Origin of the sequence: Elioraea sp. Yellowstone (assembly GCF_006704265.1) — a bacterium.
GTDB lineage: Bacteria > Pseudomonadota > Alphaproteobacteria > Acetobacterales > Acetobacteraceae > Elioraea.
In genome coordinates, this window is the sequence record NZ_VIKA01000065.1 from 1 (window position 1) to 18282 (window position 18282).

Annotated in this window: 17 protein-coding genes and 1 pseudogene; 11 read left to right on the forward strand and 7 right to left on the reverse strand. The window is 70.3% G+C overall.

All coding sequences use genetic code 11. The features are described 5' to 3' along the window. Positions 1-94 precede the first annotated feature (94 nt). The 4 genes from FK498_RS10630 to FK498_RS10645 are packed head-to-tail and all read left to right on the forward strand — an operon-like array spanning position 95 to position 3042. On the forward strand, positions 95-430 hold the full coding sequence (locus tag FK498_RS10630; protein WP_255581485.1) for a copper resistance protein B: 336 nt from the start codon (positions 95-97) through the stop codon (positions 428-430). A gap of 48 nt (positions 431-478) precedes the next feature. After that, on the forward strand, positions 479-1216 hold the full coding sequence (locus tag FK498_RS10635) for a response regulator (RefSeq protein WP_141854345.1): 738 nt from the start codon (positions 479-481) through the stop codon (positions 1214-1216). Beyond that, a complete protein-coding gene (locus FK498_RS10640; RefSeq protein ID WP_141854347.1) occupies positions 1216-2559 on the forward strand; it encodes an ATP-binding protein in 1344 nt (447 codons plus the stop codon). Before FK498_RS10635 ends, FK498_RS10640 begins: the two co-directional genes overlap by 1 nt. 12 nt (positions 2560-2571) lie before the next feature. Further along, positions 2572-3042, forward strand: coding sequence for a DUF411 domain-containing protein (locus FK498_RS10645; protein WP_141854349.1), 471 nt, complete (start codon positions 2572-2574; stop codon positions 3040-3042). 20 nt (positions 3043-3062) lie between these two features. Here the strand turns inward: FK498_RS10645 and FK498_RS10650 are convergent, their stop codons facing one another. Then, the gene (locus FK498_RS10650) at positions 3063-4244 is read right to left on the reverse strand and encodes a YncE family protein (protein ID WP_202614812.1); all 1182 of its coding nucleotides are present in this window, start codon (positions 4242-4244) and stop codon (positions 3063-3065) included. Between the two features lie 77 nt (positions 4245-4321). Here FK498_RS10650 and FK498_RS10655 point away from each other — a divergent pair, with 77 nt between their 5' ends. The 7 genes from FK498_RS10655 (at position 4322) to FK498_RS10685 (ending at position 11126) form a co-directional block, all read left to right on the forward strand. Continuing rightward, positions 4322-4528 carry a heavy-metal-associated domain-containing protein gene (locus tag FK498_RS10655; RefSeq protein WP_141854351.1) on the forward strand — a complete coding sequence of 69 codons (207 nt, stop codon included), beginning with the start codon at positions 4322-4324 and terminating at the stop codon, positions 4526-4528. Positions 4529-4671: 143 nt separating this feature from the next. Next, positions 4672-4923 carry a DUF2933 domain-containing protein gene (locus FK498_RS10660; protein WP_141854353.1) on the forward strand — a complete coding sequence of 84 codons (252 nt, stop codon included), beginning with the start codon at positions 4672-4674 and terminating at the stop codon, positions 4921-4923. Further along, complete coding sequence (locus FK498_RS10665; protein WP_141854355.1) at positions 4920-5573, forward strand: isoprenylcysteine carboxylmethyltransferase family protein; 654 nt, start codon at positions 4920-4922, stop codon at positions 5571-5573. Before FK498_RS10660 ends, FK498_RS10665 begins: the two co-directional genes overlap by 4 nt. A gap of 99 nt (positions 5574-5672) precedes the next feature. Beyond that, complete coding sequence (locus tag FK498_RS10670; protein WP_202614813.1) at positions 5673-7853, forward strand: heavy metal translocating P-type ATPase; 2181 nt, start codon at positions 5673-5675, stop codon at positions 7851-7853. Positions 7854-7919: 66 nt separating this feature from the next. After that, the gene (locus FK498_RS10675) at positions 7920-8351 is read left to right on the forward strand and encodes a hypothetical protein (protein ID WP_202614814.1); all 432 of its coding nucleotides are present in this window, start codon (positions 7920-7922) and stop codon (positions 8349-8351) included. 85 nt (positions 8352-8436) lie between these two features. Further along, on the forward strand, positions 8437-9300 hold the full coding sequence (locus FK498_RS10680) for a Spy/CpxP family protein refolding chaperone (RefSeq protein WP_141854359.1): 864 nt from the start codon (positions 8437-8439) through the stop codon (positions 9298-9300). 80 nt (positions 9301-9380) lie between these two features. Next, positions 9381-11126 carry a DUF3141 domain-containing protein gene (locus tag FK498_RS10685; protein WP_141854361.1) on the forward strand — a complete coding sequence of 582 codons (1746 nt, stop codon included), beginning with the start codon at positions 9381-9383 and terminating at the stop codon, positions 11124-11126. 516 nt (positions 11127-11642) lie between these two features. Here the strand turns inward: FK498_RS10685 and FK498_RS10690 are convergent. The 6 genes and pseudogenes from FK498_RS10690 to FK498_RS10715 form a co-directional block, all read right to left on the reverse strand. Then, entirely contained in the window at positions 11643-13478 is a 1836-nt protein-coding gene (locus FK498_RS10690) for a hypothetical protein (RefSeq protein WP_141854363.1), read from the reverse strand. 8 nt (positions 13479-13486) lie between these two features. Further along, positions 13487-15481 (reverse strand): phage tail protein, encoded by a 1995-nt coding sequence (locus FK498_RS10695; protein ID WP_141854365.1) that lies wholly within the window; start codon positions 15479-15481, stop codon positions 13487-13489. Beyond that, complete coding sequence (locus FK498_RS10700; RefSeq protein ID WP_141854367.1) at positions 15481-15831, reverse strand: DUF6950 family protein; 351 nt, start codon at positions 15829-15831, stop codon at positions 15481-15483. Before FK498_RS10700 ends, FK498_RS10695 begins: the two co-directional genes overlap by 1 nt. A gap of 3 nt (positions 15832-15834) precedes the next feature. Further along, positions 15835-16410: a hypothetical protein gene (locus FK498_RS10705; RefSeq protein ID WP_141854369.1), complete on the reverse strand. Its 576-nt coding sequence runs from the start codon at positions 16408-16410 to the stop codon at positions 15835-15837. After that, the gene (locus FK498_RS10710; protein WP_141854371.1) at positions 16411-17097 is read right to left on the reverse strand and encodes a hypothetical protein; all 687 of its coding nucleotides are present in this window, start codon (positions 17095-17097) and stop codon (positions 16411-16413) included. It abuts the gene before it with no gap. A gap of 5 nt (positions 17098-17102) precedes the next feature. Next, positions 17103-18282 (reverse strand): annotated as a pseudogene (locus FK498_RS10715) (tape measure domain-containing protein); the annotation flags it as partial.

The following is an 18282-nucleotide window of genomic DNA, read 5'->3' on the forward strand; positions in this document are numbered from 1 at the left end:
CACCATCGCCTCCGCCAACGCCTTCCTCTACGCCGCCTCCGTCATGCTCCTGCTGCGCCGCCTCGCACGTTCCACATGAGATTCGAGACAGACTCTGAGCGAGCAGGGCGTGGCCGCAGGCCGGCTGGAACTATCCACTGACCTGCTACTCGCACGCGAAGTCTTTCGCGATTCCGGTCCCGGCATGTACCTCAGGCCGAAGTTGACGACCAACGTTCAATCCGCCGACGACCGAGAGCAGGGCACCTACGCCGGCTTCACGGACATCAGGCTCTCTCTCCAGCTGCGGTACGAATTCACGCCGCGCATCGCGCCCTATGTCGAGGTGGGCTGGGGAAGCCTGCTGGGCAGGACCGCGAACGAGGCTCGCCATGACGGAGAGCGAACGACCAATAGCTATGCGGTCATCGGCATTCGGTCGCTATTCTAAGTTCTAATATGAGGCTCAAGGCCACGAGAACCGAGAAGAGCACGTGCCATGGCCGCAGACATAATCGCGCATGAAGCCCATATCGTCGTCGTCGAGGATGACGGCGAGATGCGCACGCTGATCGCGAAGTTCCTACGCCAGAACGGCTATCGCGTGACCGGCGCGCGCGATGGGCGGGAGATGTGGGAGACGCTCAGCAATGCGCCGGTGGACCTGATCCTGCTCGACGTGATGCTGCCGGGCCAGTCGGGGTTGGACCTGACCCGGGCACTGCGCGCCAAGACGCGGGTGCCGATCATCATGGTGACGGCGCGAGGCGACGAAACGGACCGCATCGTCGGCCTCGAGCTCGGGGCGGATGACTACATCCCCAAGCCCTTCAGCCGCCTGGAACTGCTGGCCCGCATCCGCGCCGTCCTGCGCCGCGCCCAGCCGGTCGAGGAGGCGAGGCTGGCGGGCGCCGCGGGGGATCGCATTCTATTCGCCGGTTGGTCCCTGGACACGCGGCGGCGTGAGTTGACGGCGCCGGACATGAGCATCGTGGATCTTTCGAGCGGCGAGTACGACTTGCTGCTGGCCTTCTGCGAGCATCCGCAGCGCGTGCTGACCCGCGATCAGCTGTTGGATCTGGCGCGCAACCGCGTCTCGGACGGTATCGACCGTTCGGTCGATGTCATGGTCAGCCGGCTTCGCAGGAAGGTCGAACCGACCGCCGACAGCCCGGCAATCATCAAGACCATTCGCGGTGCCGGCTACATGTTCATCCCCGCCGTGACGCGCGGATGATGCGGAGGCTGCTGCCCGACACCCTCGGCGGGCGGATCGTTCTGGTCCTACTGGTCGGGCTGCTGGGCTTCCACCTTGGCAGTCTGTGGCTGCACCAGACCGGCACCGAAGCCGTGCTGGGCTCGACGCGCGAGAGCCAACTCGCCGAGCGTCTGGCGACGGCTAAGCGCGCGGTCGCAGAACTGCCGCAGGCGGATCGCGACCGCATGGCGCATGCACTATCCTCGATCGGGCTCGACTTGCACTGGACGCCGATGGCTACGGTGCATCTCACCGATGAGACGAGTGCGCGCATCGAAGCCGTCCGCACGCGGCTGCTGGAGCTGGAACCCGCGCTTGCCGATCGGGGTATGCGTTTAGGCTATGCCGATGAGGCAGTAGACAGTTCAGCCGGCGCCGGCGGCAACAGCCATCAGTTGGTTGGCGCATTGCAGCTACCGGACGGGACCTGGCTGAACTTCGCTGCCGCGCTGTTCCGGCCGACCGTGGTGGAGCACGCGACGCTGCTGTCCACGAGCGCCATGGGCGCTGGAATCCTGCTGCTCGCCCTGCTGGTCGTTCGGCTGATTGCGCGACCGCTGCGGGAGCTCTCCATCGCGGCGGATCGCATCGGGCGTCCGGGCCCAACCCTGCCGGTCCCGGAGGATGGCCCGCGCGAGGTGCGGCATGCCGCCCAAGCCTTCAACCGCATGCAGGCACGCATCGATCGCCTGATCGCGGACCGCGTCCAGGCGCTGGCCGCGTTAAGCCACGACCTGCGCACTCCGATTTCGCGGCTCCGCCTGCGAGCCGGCTTCATTGAGGATCAGGAGACACAGCGAAAGATCGATGCCGACCTCGACGAGATGGAGGGGATGATCACGGCGACGCTCGCCTATCTGCGCGGTGAGGCTGAGCAGGAGCAACTACGCGTGACCAATCTTGCGGCGATATTGGAAACGCTGTGCGATGATGCCACGGACGCAGGCCGTAACGTTTCCTATGACGGACCATCCCAGGTGCGCCTTGCCTGTCGGCCGATCGCCATCAAGCGCGCGCTCGCTAACCTTATCGACAATGCCGTGAAGTACGGCGGTGCGGCGCGCGTGACGCTGCGGGATCACGGTAGCTCCGTGGAAGTTGCGGTAGAGGATGACGGGCCGGGCATTCCGGAGGCGGAGATCGAGGCGGCGTTCGAGCCCTTTCGTCGGCTCGATCCGTCCCGCAATCCGGACTCGAGCGGCTCGGGCCTTGGTCTGACCATCGCGCGCCAGGTGGCGGAACGCCATGGCGGAACGGTCGCGCTGCACAACCGGCCAAGTGGCGGTCTGGTCGCGATCCTGACGCTGCCGCGCGCCGGATAGGAAGGAGAAACGATGATGATAATCCACCGGCGCGGCGTACTGATCGGCCTCGGCGCCCTGTCCGCGTGGCCCGCCGGGGCGCAAACGAACCTGCTGCTCGAGGTCTGGCGGGATCCGAATTGCGGCTGTTGCAGTGCGTGGGTCACGCATATGCGGGAAGCAGGCTTCACGGCGCGCGAGACCGTCCTGCCGGCGCTCGGCCCGGTGCGGCAGATGCTTCGCACGCCGGCGGACCTTCTGTCCTGCCATGCGGCGCGGGTGGCGGGCCTGGTTTTGGAGGGGCATGTGCCCGCGCTCGCCGTACGACGAGCGCTTGCCGATCGCCCGTCCAACATCCTCGGGCTTGCGGTGCCGGCCATGCCGATCGGCGCGCCCGGGATGGAGGTTCCCGGCCAGCCCGGCGAGGTCTACGACGTGATCGCCTTCGACGCCGCCGGCCGGCACACGACCTTTATGCGCTTCCGGGGTGGCGAGCCGGCCTGAGCCGCTCGCCACCTACCGCGTCAGACCGGTGCCCAAGTCACGCCGTTCGGCGTCCGTCCAACACGGACGCGACGCCGCACCGTCTGGGTCGCAACGTCGATCTCCGTCAGCGTGTCGTCGTAGAGGTTGGTCACGAAGGCGCGGCGGCCGAGCTCGCACACCACCACGCCATGCGCACCGCGCCCGGTCTCGATCGTCGCCACGACGCTGCCTGCGGCGAGGTCGATCACCGAGGCCGTGGTTCCCGGCACGGCGCGCGTGCCTTCATTAGCGACATAGAGGAGCTTGCCGTCCGGCGTGGCGAAGAGCTGTACCGGCCCGGGGCCGACAGGGATCCGTCGCAGGACGCGACGGGTTCGCGCATCGATCTGGGCGACGGCGTTCGCCCCGCGCAGCGAGACATAGGCGCGCCCTCCGTCCGGAGCGAAGCCGACCTGCACGGGCGAGGGCCCCACCGGGATCCGCGCGGCCTCGCGGCCGGCCGCGACGTCCACCACCGAAACGGTGCCATCCCGGACGTTGGCGAGCCAGGCTTCGCGGCCGTTCGGACTGAGCCGCAGCCCATGGGGATAGTTGCCTACCGGCACGCTCGCCGCGACGCGGCGCTGCGTGACATCGACGATGAGCAAGGCGTCCGCCTCGGAATCCGTGATGAAGGCGCGTTCGCCCGTGGCATCCGCCACGACGTGCCCCGGATGCCGGCCGGCGGCGATCTCCGCCAGGACGCGTGGCGCGGCGCCCGACACCGGTTCCAGCACGACCAGGCGGCCGCCGGCCTGCGCATGATCCGCGCCATGCGCGCCGGCCGCGGTGCCGACCGCGAACAGCCGGCGCCCGCCAGCGACGGCCTGGACGTTGTGCGGCGTCACCTGCAGGACAGTGGTCGATACCGTGCCGGTGCGGAGGTCAATCGCGCTGATGCTCGCGGCGCCTTCGTCGGCGGTGAAGACGGTGCCCGTGCAGTCTTCGGCGGCGCGGGCCCCGCGCGACGAGGCGATCAGTCCGGCGCCCGCGAGCAGGAATGGCAGGTCACGGCGAGGAAACGGAATCATTGGCTGGGTCTCCTTGGTTCCCAGATCGCATGCTCCGCGCCAGTTATGACGCCGCGATAACGCATCCACGACAAAGCATGTCCAGCCCGCGAATGGATCGCGCAGATCGACAGCATCATGACATGCGTCATGACTGTCATATTTTGTCATGAAGCGGATGTTGACCCTCTGATCGTGGGAAGGATCAGAGTCTGAAGCGTCGGCAGAACGAACCACAGGAGGGTTCCATGCTTCGCTTCCGGATATCCAACATGGGTTGCGGCGGCTGCGCGAAGGGCGTCGCCGCGACTCTTCGCGAGGTCGACCCCATCGCGCAGACGACGTTCGACCTCGATGCGCGCGAGGTCCGCATCGCGACCGCCCTGACCGACGCCGACCGCTTCGACGCCGCGCTCCGTGCTTCGGGGTGGAAGTCCGAACGTCTGCCCGGCTGACGGCTCAACCTCGACATACTTTGTCATGGATGGCTGACACGGGCGACATCCTCGGCCGGTACCTCACCGCAGCAGGTCGAGTGAGGCACCGGGGTTCCTGGGCGGCACTCGCGCCCGATCGCGTAACCAGAGGAATGATATCCATGTCCGATCACGCTCATCAACACGGCGGCTCTCCAGCGGAGCCAGGATTCTGGCGGAGCCGGACCGGCTTGGTCTTCCTGGCCTTCGGCGCGGTCGCCGCGCTGTATCTGCTTCTTGAGCATACGGCCCACGTCTTCCAGTGGCTGCCATTCGGCATCCTGCTGCTGTGCCCGCTGATGCACATCTTCATGCACGGGGGTCACGGTGGACATGGTGGCAGCGATGGCCCGCGCCCCGGGGGGCGGTCATGAACGCCATGGAAGGCTACGGCTTCTGGATCTTGGCGGCAGCGAACGCGGCTCTCTTCATCGCCTTCGCCTACAGCTTCGCGCGCCCTTTGAATGCGCGGGACTGGCGCAGCTTCGGTGCCTTCTCCGCGTTCATCGTTGCCCTGTTCGCGGAGATGTATGGCTTTCCCCTGACCATTTACCTGCTGTCCGGCTGGCTGCAGACGCGCTGGCCCGGCGTCAACTGGTTCAGCCATGATGCCGGCCATCTGCCAGAGATGATGCTCGGGGTCGGCGTGAATCCGCATTTCGGGCCGTTCCATGTGCTCAGCACGGTGCTGATCATTGGCGGCTTCTGGCTGGTGGCCGCGGCCTGGCCGGTGCTGTTTCGGGCCGTTCGTGCCGGCCGCTTGGCCACGACCGGTCCCTACGCACGGCTGCGTCATCCGCAATATGCGGGCTTCATCCTCATCATGACCGGCTTCCTGTTCCAGTGGCCGACCTTGGTCACGCTTCTGATGTATCCCGTGCTGGTCGCAATGTACGTCCGCCTTGCCATCCGTGAGGACCGCGAGGCAGCGGCGCGCTTCGGCAAGGAGTACGCGACCTGGCGGGCGCAAGTGCCCGGCTGGTTTCCGCGCCTGGGCAGTGGGCCGGCGCCATCGGCACGATGACCGGATCGCCAGGGCACCCAGGCGGAATTGAATTGCTTACGCGCCGGACAGATTGATGCACGTCAAGCAGCGCACCGGTCCGCTGCCTCATTGTTGGGAATGACCATGAACGATCGAGCACAGGGCGCGGCGTCGGACCGCGGGCAGCATGCCCACCACCATCATCATCGCGACCATGCGATGGCGACGGCTTCCGCGTCGCCAGCCGCCGGCCATGATCAACAGGGCCATGCCGCGCACGGCCAGGCCGGCCACGACCACGGCGCCATGGTGGCCGATTTCCGCCGCCGGTTCTGGATCTGCCTGCCCCTGACCATCGGCGTGGTGCTGCTGTCGCGGCACATTCAGATGTTGATCGGCCTGCCGGAGATCATTGCCTTCCCCGGCGACTACCTTGTGGAAGCAGCGCTTGCCAGCGCGGTGTTCTTCTATGGCGGCTGGCCCTTCATCACCGGCCTCACCGATGAGGTTCGCCGCGGCAAGCCGGGCATGATGACGCTGGTGAGCCTCGCGATCGTCTCCGCCTACATCTACTCCCTTGCAGTGCTCGCTGGCCTCGCGGGTGATGTCTTCTTCTGGGAGACCGCGACACTCATCCTCGTCATGCTGCTGGGTCATTGGCTGGAGGCGAAGTCGGTGCTCGGCGCGTCCGGCGCGCTGCAGGCGCTGGTGCGGCTGATGCCGGCAACGGCCACGCGGCTAGGCCCAGGCGGGGCGCAGGCGGAAGTGCCGATCTCCGCCCTGAAGCCCGGCGACCTGGTGCTGGTGCGGCCCGGTGCGAAGGTGCCAACGGACGGCACCGTGACCGAGGGCAGCTCCTCGGTGGATGAGAGCATGCTGACCGGTGAATCGCGGCCGGTGGATAAGACCGCCGGCGGACGCGTCGTCGGCGGCTCGGTGAACGGCGAGGGCGCGCTGACCGTGCGGATCGACCGCACCGGAGGCGAGACCTATCTCTCGCAGGTCATCCGGCTGGTCGAGCAGGCGCAGGCCACGCGCTCGCGCACGCAGGACCTGGCGAACCGCGCCGCTGCGGTGCTGACCTGGGTGGCGATCGTCGTGGGTGGCGGCACCTTCGTCGTATGGCTGATCCTCGGCGCGCCGCTGGCCTTCGCGCTGGAACGGATGGTGACGGTGATGGTCATCTCCTGCCCGCATGCGCTCGGCCTAGCCGTACCGCTGGTGGTCGCGGTCAGCACCGAACTCACCGCGCGCAACGGGCTGCTGATCCGCGACCGCGCCGCCTTCGAGCGGGCGCGCGCGCTGCAGGCGGTGGTGTTCGACAAGACAGGCACGCTGACCGAGGGCCGCTTCGGGGTGGTCTCGGTGGTGCCGCTCGCTGCCGGCCATGACGAGGCAGCGGTGCTGCGCCTGGCCGCGGGGCTCGAGGCGGCGTCCGAACATCCGATCGCCAAGGGCATCATGCGCAGCGCCGCGGATTGCGGCATCGTCGCCCCGCAGGCGTTGGACTTCCGCAACCTGCCTGGCGAAGGCGCTCGCGCCATCATCGAGGGCAGCGAGGTCGAAGTCGTGAGCCCCGGCACGCTCGACCGCCGTGGCATCGCGGTGGCTGACGCGCGTGTGGCCGCCGAGCGCCAGGCCGGCCGCACGGTCGTCTTCGTCGTGGTCGGGGGCGTCGTCACGGGCGCCGTCGCCCTGGCGGACATCGTCCGCGCTGAGAGCCGCGAAGCGGTCCGCCAGCTCCAGTCGCTCGGCCTGCGCTGCATGATGCTGACCGGCGACGCGCGCCCGGTGGCTGAACAGGTCGGGCGGGAGCTTGGCCTGGATGAGGTTCGCGCCGAAGTGCTGCCGCATCAGAAGTCGGAGGTTGTGCAGGCGATCCAGGCGAAGGGCCTGACGGTCGCGATGGTGGGCGACGGGGTGAACGACGCGCCGGCGCTGGCGCAATCCGACCTCGGCATCGCCATCGGCGCCGGGACCGACGTCGCGGCCGAGGCGGCCGACATCGTGTTGGTGCGGAACGACCCGCGCGACGTGGTGGCGATCCTGGCCCTGGCCCGCGCGACCTACGCGAAGATGGCGCAGAACCTGGTCTGGGCGACCGGCTACAACGTCATCGCGATTCCGCTCGCCGCCGGTGTCGGGATGCCTTGGGGCATCCTGCTGACACCGGCCATGGGCGCCGCGCTGATGTCCCTTTCCACAGTAGTCGTGGCGTTCAATGCTCGCCTCCTTGGGCGCCAGGGCGAGCATCGGCTGGCCACACTTCGGCGGGATATAGCGCAGGCCGGCGCGACAGCGCCGGCGGTCGCGGCATGACGCGGGTAGCGGCACATGGATGGCCCGTCTCGCACCGCATGGCGCCCTGCGTCCTGGCTCCGATCCATGCGGGCCTACACGATGCTCCTCGTGCCGGCCATGCTGACGTGGGAGGTCGCGCAGCTGCCGCTCTATACCCTGTGGCGGGATGGCGGTTCGGGAACGATCGCCTATGCCGTCCTGCATTGCACGCTGGGCGATGCGCTGATCGGCGTTGCCGCACTCGCCTGGGCCTTGCTGCTGGCGGGCGAGGATGCCTGGCCGGCGCGAGGCTTCACCCGGGTGCTGAGCGCGACGGTCACGGTCGGGGTCGCCTACACGATTTACAGCGAGTGGCTGAACGTCGAGATCCGGCAGGCTTGGGCCTACACCGAGGCGATGCCACGGCTGCCCTGGCTCGGCACGGGGCTCGCGCCACTGCTGCAGTGGGCTGTGGTCCCGCCGCTCGCGCTGCTCGCGGCGCGGCGCGCCAATGCGCCGGGACCCGAAGCACCATGATCGAAACGTCGCGTCATCCAAAACACTGGAAGCGCGAGCTCCATTCCGGAGCACGCCGGCGCGAATGGCAAGGAGGAGAGATACCATGTCTGCGCGCATGACTCACGGAGCCGCCTTGGCGGCGGCGCTTCTGCTCGCATGGCCAGCAATGGCTCAGCAGGCCCCGGCGGCGGATCCGCATCACCCTGGCGGCGCCGCCGCGACGGCAGCCCCCAGCGCGGCGCAGCCCGCCCCCGCGGCATCCGTCCCGGCGGCACCCGCGCCGGGTGGTGGCATGGGCATGATGGGAATGATGGGTGGCCAAGGCGGCATGCCGATGATGATGGGCGGCGACGATCGCCGGCCCGGCATGGGGATGGGCATGATGCGACGCCACGGCCCCTACGGCACGCCGATGAACGTCATCATCAACGTCGGTCCAGACATCCATGTGGACGTGGAAGATCAGGATGGCCGGCGCACCATTGGGCGTCCCGGCATGGGCGGTGGTGGAATGCCCGGCATGATGGGCGGCGGGATGCCCATGCGAGGCATGCAGGGCGGCGCGCCGCAAGGGGCGGGAATGGGTGAGCAGTTGCATGACCTGCTCGCCGAGCGGGCGGAGGGCGGGCTCGCCTTCCTGCGGGCGGAACTTCGCATTCGCGCCGACCAGGAAGCGGCGTGGAACGCTTTCGCGGCCAAGATCCGCGAGGCAGCGACCCGCTTCCGCGAGGCGCGCGGCAGAATTCCGGCCGTCGCGCCGGGCGCCGGCCTGGAGCAGCATTTCGCCGCCCAGGAGGCTCGGCTCACCGCCGAACTCGAGCGCGCCCGTGCCTGTCGCGAGGCTGCCGCGACGCTGATGCCCGCACTGGATGATGGTCAGCGGCGCACTGTTGAGGCGCTCGCTTGGCTCATCCTGCCCGGCAGCCCCGGCCCGATGGCGCGCGGCATGGCGGGGCCAGCGCGGTAGCGCCTTGGCGTGCCGGCAGGCGCGTGCCTTGTGCCGCGCAGCCTGCCGGCACGCATCAGAGCTCCTGAGGACGAAGCCCGATGGATGATGCGACACAGCCCCCGCTGCTGCTTCCGGATGTCACGAATGCCTGGGCCTACGGCCTTGATGCCTGGCAGCGCGCGATCCTCTTCTGGGACACGCTCCGGGAGCGCGCCAACGACATGCTGGAGCGCGAGGCGTCCGGCGCCCCGGACGTGCTCGCCTTCCGCCACGAGACGCTGCTGGACGCGCGGCGCTTCGCGCGGCCCGTCAACTACGCGCTGCTCCGGATCACCGCCTACGGGAACGATCAGGCGGACCATTGCCTTGATCCCGACAAGCCACCGCTGATCGTCATGGACCCACGCGCAGGCAGCGGACCCGGCATTGGAGGCTACCGGCGCGAGTCCGAACTCGGGATCGCCTTGCATGAGGGCTACCCGGTCTACTTCGTGAGCTTCTTCCCGGCCCCCTGTCCAGGCCAGACCCTGGTCGACGTGCTGCACGCGCTGCGCAGTTTCACCGACGAGGTCCTGGCGCGGCACCCGGGGAAACTACCGATCCTGTACGGCAATTGTCAGGCAGGCTGGGCTGCGATCCTGCTGGCCTTGCACTGCCAGGGCGCGCTTGGGCCGGTCGTGCTGAACGGCTCTCCCTTGTCCTACTGGTCCGGCGAGGCCGGCGTGAACCCGATGCGCCTCGCGGGAGGCCTGGTCGGCGGCGTGTGGCCGGTGCGGCTGCTTGCCGACCTGGGCGACGGTCAGTTCGACGGTGCGTGGCTGGTGCAGAATTTCGAGACGCTCAAGCCCGACAACACGCTGTGGGAGAAGTACGCAACGCTGTTCCTGGATCCCGCGGGCGAACACGACCGCTTCCTCGCCTTCGAGCGGTGGTGGAACGCCTTCTTTGCGCTGAGCCGCGAGGAGATCACCGCCATCGTGCGTCATCTCTTCGTCGGCAATGAACTGGAGCGAGGCGTGCTCGATCTCGGTGACGGGATCCCGATCGATCTACGCAGGCTCGCCAGCCCGCTCGTTGTCTTCGCTTCCTACGGCGACGACATCAGCCCGCCGCATCAGGCCCTAGCCTGGGTCCGTCATGTCCATGGCAACACCGAGGGACTGAAGCGCGCGGGACAGCGCATCGTCTATCTCATCAATCGGAAGGTCGGGCATCTCGGCATCTTTGTGTCGGCTTCGGTGGCGCGCTTCGAGCACCGGGCGATCCTGGAATCTCTGCACGATGTCGAGGCGCTCGCCCCCGGCCTGTATGAGATGAAGATCGACAACCCGACAGGCGATCCGAATTGCCGGAAGCCGCACTACCGCGTCGTGTTCGAGGAGCGTCGTGTCGAGGATCTGCCCTTCGAGCAACCGCCCTCGGCCTTCGATCGCGCACGCCAGGTCTCTGAGTTCAGCGATCAGGCCTACGGCCTCTTCCTGGCTCCGTGGATTCGTGCGGCCAGTAACCCTGCAACGGCGATGCTGCTGAAATGGCTGCATCCGATGCGCAGCAGCCGCTATCTGCTCTCGGAGAAGTTCGATCCCTGGATGCTGGGCGTCGCGGTCCTCGCCGCCGCAGTAAGGGCGAATCCCGCAGGTGTGCCACGCGAAAGCCCGCTTCGGATTGCGGAACAGGAACTGGTCGCCCAGATGACGGCAGCGATCAGGTCCGTCCGGCAGTTGCGCGATGTTGGCTTCGAATTCGCGTTTCGGCACCTCTACGGCGACCTGCCGCTCGTTTGGCAGCCAACCCCGGACATCGCCCGCGATCGAGAGCATGCCTCGCGGCCGGAGGCCGGATAGCGATGCTCACGCAGCGAGACAGTGCAGCGGGCATTGCGTGGGAAGCGGTGCGGCCTGTCGCCGGTGGCGCCGATCACAGGACCAAGCATATCGTTTTCGGCAGCGACCACGGGTGTGGACGTAGTCTGGCCCTCAGTCAGCGTGGTCGGCGCCGGCCTCCGGAGCCCGGGTGTAAGACTGGGGAGGCGGAAGACCGGCGTGGACGCGCCGCCGGTATGTCTGCCTCGGGTGCATTGAGGCTCGTCGAAGGTGCCGACGAGGCCGCGATCGTCCTATAGGCTTCCGCCAAGGCTGATCCTGGGACGGCCCCAGTCGCGAGGATCTCGATCGCACACAGCAAGTGATCGGCGACATCAATGCGCCCATCGGCCATTGCTTGTCGGAGTGCGATCAGGATTCGATCCTCCAGCATGCTGCCTCGGCGGTAGAGCATCCGAGCGGCCTCCGGCTGCTTCCTTGGTGGAGAGCCTGCACCCTTCCTATGTGGTAAGGTCAATGCACAATGGGTGTGCCTTGCTACGGGATCCGGCGCTTCCTGACCGCCACGGACAGCGTCGCCACGCCGAGATCGAAGGTGGCCGTCGGCGAGATATTCCGAGCCATGACGCGCACGGTGTTGTTTGACCACGCCGCGGCGTCGAGCTCGACGAAGCGCGTGGACGATGCCAGCGCCGCTTGGGCAAGGTCCCCCTGCCGTGCACCGGTGACGGTAACGTCGAGCAGGCTGGTCGCCCCCGGCGCCAGGCTCGGCAGATCCCACGCCACCTCCGCCGCAAACTCCCGCTGCCCCACCGGCAGGGCCGGGGTGCCGCAGAGCAGCGCCGGCGTTGCCTCGGGCAGCCCGTACAGCCGCAACGCCTCGACCTCGATCTGCCCGTCGAAGCCGACGATGCCGATCTGCGCAAAGGCGACGCTGGGCCCGAGCCGCACCGTCATGCGCTTGTTCAGCGACGCGTCCGCCATGGCCGCCCCGCCGGTCCAGGCCTTGGACGGGATGTTCCACAGCAGGGTGGTGATCGAGGCCAGCGCGTCGCCGGCGAGATTCTCCCGCACATTCATCGCCCCATCGAAGCAGCGCACGAAGATCCGGCCGCCGTCGGCGCCGCCAACCAGCGAATGGACCAGCGCGAACTCCTTGGCCTGCGAGCAGTCGACCACGAAGGCGAGTCCGCGCTGCGCGTCGAGCAGCAGGCCGCGCGTGGTGGGCGTGACGCTGTCCAGCCCGTTGAAGGACAGCCCGGCCAGGGTGGTGGCGCTGGTGGTCGAGGTGGCGACCGCCGCCAGGCCCTCCACCCCGACCTCGGTGGCGCTGTGCCGGAAGGCCGCGGCGCGGACATTGGGCACCGCTCCGAGCAGCCGGAGGTGGCGCGAGGCCGGGGCACGGTGGCGGTTGAGGACGGCGTTGCCGCAGCGGGTGGCGGTCGCGGTGTAGTCGATCCCGACCCGGTAGGTGTTGGCCCAGGCCACCTCGTACTCGCAGTCCTGCGCCGCCCCGGTGTGCCGCGCCACGATCGGCGAGCAGGCCTCCATCCGCAGCGCCCGGCCGATGATGGCCGAGCCGCTGGTCTCGTTCAGGAAGGGGATCGCCACATTCGGGTCGAGCTGGCGCAGCTCGAAGTTCGGCGCGTCGAAGACGTGCCGGTTGTGGTTCGTGTAGGCGCCGGGCTCGGCCGAGAGGCGGATGCCGAAGCGGTCGAGGGCGGGGTTGATCCCGGTCGCGCAGGCGAAGTGGCCGCCGTAGTAGCGCACCGAGGTGTTCCAGGCGGTCGCGGTGGCGCAGCGGACGTCGAGCCCGTAGCGGTTGTTCAGGATGCGCCCGAGGATCAGCGTCGTGTCCTCGAAGCCGCGGCCGTCGCCGAGGGTGCGCAGGCCGATGGTGAAGCCCGAGACCAGGCGGAGGTCGAGCAGCGAGGCGTCGAGGTTGCGCGCGACGATCCCGATGTCGGCCTCGCTCAGCCAGTCCGACTGGATCTGCCGGGTGACCTGCAGGTTGAGGTAGAGCTTCTCGCCGTTGCGGGTGGTGCCGCCGTCGCCGAGCGTCAGCACGGTCGCCGGCGCGTTGGCCGCGCCGGTGTACTGGATCACCCCCTGCATGATCAGGCCGCGGGCGCCGCCGCCGAGCGTGACCCCGGCGTCGACGTTCCAGGTGCCGGGCGGGATGACGGCGAACTTCCCGTCCGCCGCGGCGCGGTCGAAGCAGGCCTGGAGGGCGGCGCGGTCGTTCGCCGCGCCGTCGCCGAGGCCGCCGAAGTCGCGCGGCAGCACCGCCTCGCGGTCGCGGAGGTACTTCGCCAGGTCGGTCTTGGAGATGTTCTGGCCGAGGACCATCAGGTCGTCGATGCGGGCGGCCATGTCGCCTCCTACAGCGCGGTCGCGGTGACAGGCCCGGCGAGGGCCGAGACGTTGCCCTCCGCGGAGACGGCGCGGAGCCAGTACCAGCGGGTCTCGCCGGCGCCGAGGCCGGTGCGGTCCCAGGGCAGCGCGGTGGGCTCGGTCGCGAGCTTCACCGCCGCCGCGAGGCTGTTGGACGACGCCTCGAACACCTGCAGCCGCACCGCGTCCTCCGGGAAGCTGCCCGAGAGGCGCACGCCGCCGGTGATGCCGAGCGCGGCGGGCGTGGTGACGGCGGCGAGGATCGCCGCCTCCCGCCAGCCCGACACCGCCCCACTGCGCGCCATCGCGCGCGCCCGGAAGGCGGTCGGCTCGGTGGTGGGGATAGACGCCGCGGTCGCGCCCAGGGCGCCGCCGTAGCCCTGCCAGGTGGCGACGGAGGCGGGGCGGAACTCGAGCTCGTAGCCGGCGAGGTGGGCGCTGCCGACCGCGGCCCAGGACACGCCGAGGGCCGCGAAGGCGGTGCCTACGGGGGTGTCGACCGCGATCGACGCCGGCGCGGCGATGACGCCCGGGTTCGGCAGCACGACGGCGGGGCTGTCGCCGGCGGCGCGCTCGTCCACCGCCGGGTTCCAGTCCCACACCGCCGGGTCCTCCTCGGAGAGGGTGAGGTCCACGCCGCCGTCCGGCGACAGCCGCCAGCCCGTGACCCGCGCCGGGAAGGGTCCGACCCGGTCGAGGGCGACCGTCACGCCGTCCCAGGGCCGCAGTCGCAGCGCCGAGAGGTTGGCCGGAAAGGCCACCTCGCGCTGGCGACGGATCCGCTCGAGCTCGGCCTTCATCAGGCGCTGCACCGTCGCCACCGAAGTGGTCAGCGGGAATTCCAGATCGCGGTAGATCTGCTCGCCGCCGTCCTCGGCGACGTAGTTCGCGGCCAGCAGCGGCGGCGCGTCGGTCGGCTGCCAGTTCTTCGCCGGGTCGACGTAGACGGCCCGCACGCCGTTGAAGAGATCCCGCCGCGGCCGGCTGCCCTGGATGGTGACGTCCCCGCGCAGGTCGTCCGAGGTGAGCGTCGCCGCCGGCAGGGCCGGGGCGCCGGCGTGGATAAAGAACCGCCCGCCGGAGACCACCAGCGCCCCGGCCATGGCGGCGACCAGCTTGCGGGTGATGGCGATCTTGCCCTCGCCGAGCGAGACGCGGCCGTTCACGGTGTAGCGCCGCTCGGTGACGCCGGCGCGGGTACCGATCAGCTCGTCGCAGATGTTGGCTGCGGCGATGAGGGCCGGGATGTCGATGTCGTCCCAGGACGCCTTCCAGCCGAAGGGCGCGGTCAGGTACCAGGCGAGGCAGAGCGCCGGGTTGTCCGACCAGCCCGTCGCCCCGGTGCGCGGGTCGAGGATGGTGTCGGCGCCCTCGACGAGGGCGGCGATGTTCGGCGGGCCGGCGGGGAAGGCCTCGGCGGTGATCTTGAGGCGGACGGCGACATAGGCGCGTCCGCGGCCGCGGTGGTCCGCGGTCCACTGGCCGCCGGTCTCGGCGATCAGGTTGGCGTCGGCCGCCTGCTCGGGGTCCCCGAGGTGGCGGTCGATGCGCACCAGGCCGGCGAACTTCGGGTCCGCGGCGAGGGTGTCGCCGAGCCAGACCTCGCCGATGGCGCGGACGCGGTGGGCCGCGAGCACGACGACGGCGTAGAACCAGCCATCGGCGCGGCCGGTGTCGTCGGTCGCGGAGTGGATGAAGACGATCGGGCCGCCGACCTTGCAGCGGCCGAAGACGATCTGGTGCTCGGTGATCGGCTGGCGGAAGGACTGGGTGCGGCCGGCGCCGGGCGCGCTGGGATCGTCGCCCGGGCGGAGCGGGGTCGAGGGCGCGGTGGGGCGCTTGGCCGGGAAGGCCGCGACGCCGATGCTGGAGACGACGAACGCGGCGCCGGCGCCGACGATGGCGCCGAGGATGCCGCCGCCGACCGCGGCGGAGGCGACGCCACCGGCGACGACGGCGATGAGGGGAACGGCGGCCGGCATTACTCGACCCTCCAGGCGTGGGCGCAGGCGGTGATCGGGGCGCGGACCAGGCCGCGCGGGCCGACGAAGGCGGCGCGGCCGGCATCGAGCACGACGCCGAGCCGGTCGGGACCGGGGGCGAGGACGATGTCGCCCATGCGCGCCAGCAGCGGCGCGACGCGGGGGAAGCCGGCGCTGTCGGCGGAGCCCGCCAGGTCGGGCAGCACCCGGAAGGCGGGCCGCTCGCCCGTCACCGCCTCGACCGCGGCCAGCGCGAACAGGGCGCAGTTCCAGCGCCGCGCGTCGAAGGCGCGCCTCTCCGCCGCGGCCAGCAGCGCCGCGAGCCGGACGACCCAATCCGGATGGCGCATGGGCTACCGGGCGGGCAGCCGGATCTCCGCCTCCTGCAGGGCGGGGACGAACTCGAAGAAGCGGTCGCCCGGATACTCGGCCTGCTGGTCGGCATCGGTGTAGCGGCGCACCTCGGCGCGCTCGAGGTCGACGAGGCGGCTCTCGCAGGTGAGCGCGACGCGCGGTTCGGCCCCGTCCACCACCTCCATGGTGTCCATCAGCCCGGCCCAGAGCGGGAACGGGTCGGCGACGAAGGCGCCCTCGGCATCGAGCAGCGCGCCCCAGAGCCGGGCCGGGCGGAGGCGGAAGCTGCGCTCGGCCAGCGCGATATCCACCACCTCCTGCGGCACCGGCGAGAGCGCCAGGGTGAGGCGCACGGCGCGCAGCTCGACCGTCTCCTCGACCTCGGAGATGGCGCCGATCGCGCCCATCCCCTCGAAGACCATGCCGGCCCAGTGCAGCGGGCCGAGCCCGGTCCAGGCGCGGAAGGGACCGGAGGCGAAGTCGAGCTCGACCAGCACGACGGGGGCGGCGGTCCGGGCGGTGGCGGCCGCGGCGGCGTGCGGGTGCAGGCGCGGCGTGGCGGTGATGCCGTCCATCTACAGGGCCTCCTCCAGGCGGATGCTGATCGATGTGAAGCGGCCGGGGCGGGTTGGATTGGCCGCCTCGTCGTCGGAGACGAGCCGCATCGGCACGGTCGGCTTCGTCAGCACCAGGGGCTCGGCGATCGACGCCGCGGCGCGCAGCGGTGGGGCGATCGGGATGGTGGCGGTCCCCGCGCCGGAGGCGGTCACCGCCTCGGTGGCCATGTAGAGCCGCCCGCCAAGGCCGAGGTAGTCGCCGGCGGCCATGGCGAGCGCATTCGGCCACCAGCCCTGGGTCTGGATGGCGAGTGCGCCGCGCGCGGCGCCGGCCGCGAGCGACGGATTGCCGGAGCCGACCACCAGGCCGGTGCCGTCGGTGAAGAGCGTGGCGTCGGAGAAGGAATACGGACCGGCGGGCACCTGGCCCTGGCTGCGGGGATCGCCGGTGCGGTACTCCCGCCGCCAGTCCCAGATCCGCACCGTGTTCAGCGAGCCGGCGAGCGCCGCCAACAGGCCCTCCAGCAGCCCGGCGCGGGCCGGGCTCAGCGGGTCGAAGCTCGCCTCCGCCACCCAGCGTGCGCCCTCGCGCCGCAGCACCTGGGTCGCGCGGGTGACCGGCGAGACGAAGCGGGTGGTGTTGTGCTGCAGGTAGAAGGTCAGGCGCGTCGGGCGCAGCGCCTCCGGCCAGGCGTACTCGACCATCGCCGCTACCCCCGCACCGTCTCGTAGGCCGCGCCGCCGCGGCGGATCGCGTCCAGCGTCATGGCCGAGGCCTGACGGGCGATCTGCCCGGCCAGCAGCCGCAGCCGGGCCTCGACGCCGGCGTCCGCCCCGCGCGCGTCGATGTTGATGGTCTGGTGCACCACCGGGCCACCCGGCGCCGTGCCGTTCGGCAGCACCGTCCCGCTCTGGCGTGGCACGAACCACTCGGGCCCGCGCTCGCCGACGACGTAGGGCTGCCCCGCCGTGACCGGCCCGCCCTCGGCGCGGAACAGCCCGCCGAGCCAGGAGCCGATGCCGCTGAACATGCTGTCGAATGAGAAACCCGACAGCGCCGAGGAGACCGCGTTGCCGAGCGGCTCGGTGATGGTTCTGCGGGCGATCACGCGGGCGATGTCCTGCAGCAGGCCTTGCATGACCTTGGACAGCCGCTCGCCCCGGACGATTGCGTCCTCGAAGGCGCTGCTGAAGCTGAGCCCGAGCTCGCGCACCGTGTCCGAGGTCCGCTCGGCGCCCTCCGCGATCCGCCGCTCGGCGCGCTCCAGGTCCTCCATGGCGCGCTCGGCCTCGCGCTGCACGGTGGCGTCCGGCACCGGGCGGCCGATCCGCTCGGCCCGGACCACCAGGTCGCCGAGCCGCTCCAGCCGGCGCTGGTAGCGCTCGTAGGCGGTCTCGTTGTCCTGGATCAGCCGCTCGCGCTCGCGCAGGATCTCGTTGACCTCGCGCTCGGCGTCGCGCGCCTCCCGCGCGCCCTCGGTGCTCGCGCGCCGGACGGCGGCGACGCGCGGCTCCAGCCGGCGCAGCGCCTCGTCGCGCTCCTGAAGTGCGAGGGTCTCGAGGCGGGTGCGTTCGGCGGCGGTGACACCGCCCGCGGCCTCCGCTTCGCGCAGGCGGCGGACCCGCTCCTCGTATTCGCGGTTGATCCGGAATCGGTCGTCGAGGTCGCGGGTGAGCTCCTGGACGTCCTGCGTGGCGCGGCGCCGGCGGGCGTCGGCCGCGGCCTGGCCGGCGCGCTCCTGCTCCTCCAGGCGGCGGGCCAGCGACTCCCGCTCGGCGGCGTCGATCTCGGCGAGGGTGGCGAAGTAGTCCCGGCGCAGCTCCTCCAGCCGCGCCCGGCTGTCGACGCCGGCCTGCCGCTCGGCGGCGCCGACCAGGCCGGGGCGGAGG

What these genes read in the sequence shown, in the direction of transcription:
- FK498_RS10635 (WP_141854345.1), top strand. Translation starts at nt 479, where the DNA reads ATGGCCGCAGACATAATCGCGCATGAAGCCCATATCGTCGTCGTCGAG.
- FK498_RS10640 (WP_141854347.1), top strand. Translation starts at nt 1,216, where the DNA reads ATGCGGAGGCTGCTGCCCGACACCCTCGGCGGGCGGATCGTTCTGGTC.
- FK498_RS10645 (WP_141854349.1), top strand. Translation starts at nt 2,572, where the DNA reads ATGATGATAATCCACCGGCGCGGCGTACTGATCGGCCTCGGCGCCCTG.
- FK498_RS10650 (WP_202614812.1), bottom strand. Translation starts at nt 4,244, where the DNA reads ATGACAAAATATGACAGTCATGACGCATGTCATGATGCTGTCGATCTG.
- FK498_RS10655 (WP_141854351.1), top strand. Translation starts at nt 4,322, where the DNA reads ATGCTTCGCTTCCGGATATCCAACATGGGTTGCGGCGGCTGCGCGAAG.
- FK498_RS10660 (WP_141854353.1), top strand. Translation starts at nt 4,672, where the DNA reads ATGTCCGATCACGCTCATCAACACGGCGGCTCTCCAGCGGAGCCAGGA.
- FK498_RS10665 (WP_141854355.1), top strand. Translation starts at nt 4,920, where the DNA reads ATGAACGCCATGGAAGGCTACGGCTTCTGGATCTTGGCGGCAGCGAAC.
- FK498_RS10670 (WP_202614813.1), top strand. Translation starts at nt 5,673, where the DNA reads ATGACCATGAACGATCGAGCACAGGGCGCGGCGTCGGACCGCGGGCAG.
- FK498_RS10675 (WP_202614814.1), top strand. Translation starts at nt 7,920, where the DNA reads ATGCGGGCCTACACGATGCTCCTCGTGCCGGCCATGCTGACGTGGGAG.
- FK498_RS10680 (WP_141854359.1), top strand. Translation starts at nt 8,437, where the DNA reads ATGTCTGCGCGCATGACTCACGGAGCCGCCTTGGCGGCGGCGCTTCTG.
- FK498_RS10685 (WP_141854361.1), top strand. Translation starts at nt 9,381, where the DNA reads ATGGATGATGCGACACAGCCCCCGCTGCTGCTTCCGGATGTCACGAAT.
- FK498_RS10690 (WP_141854363.1), bottom strand. Translation starts at nt 13,478, where the DNA reads ATGGCCGCCCGCATCGACGACCTGATGGTCCTCGGCCAGAACATCTCC.
- FK498_RS10695 (WP_141854365.1), bottom strand. Translation starts at nt 15,481, where the DNA reads ATGCCGGCCGCCGTTCCCCTCATCGCCGTCGTCGCCGGTGGCGTCGCC.
- FK498_RS10700 (WP_141854367.1), bottom strand. Translation starts at nt 15,831, where the DNA reads ATGCGCCATCCGGATTGGGTCGTCCGGCTCGCGGCGCTGCTGGCCGCG.
- FK498_RS10705 (WP_141854369.1), bottom strand. Translation starts at nt 16,410, where the DNA reads ATGGACGGCATCACCGCCACGCCGCGCCTGCACCCGCACGCCGCCGCG.
- FK498_RS10710 (WP_141854371.1), bottom strand. Translation starts at nt 17,097, where the DNA reads ATGGTCGAGTACGCCTGGCCGGAGGCGCTGCGCCCGACGCGCCTGACC.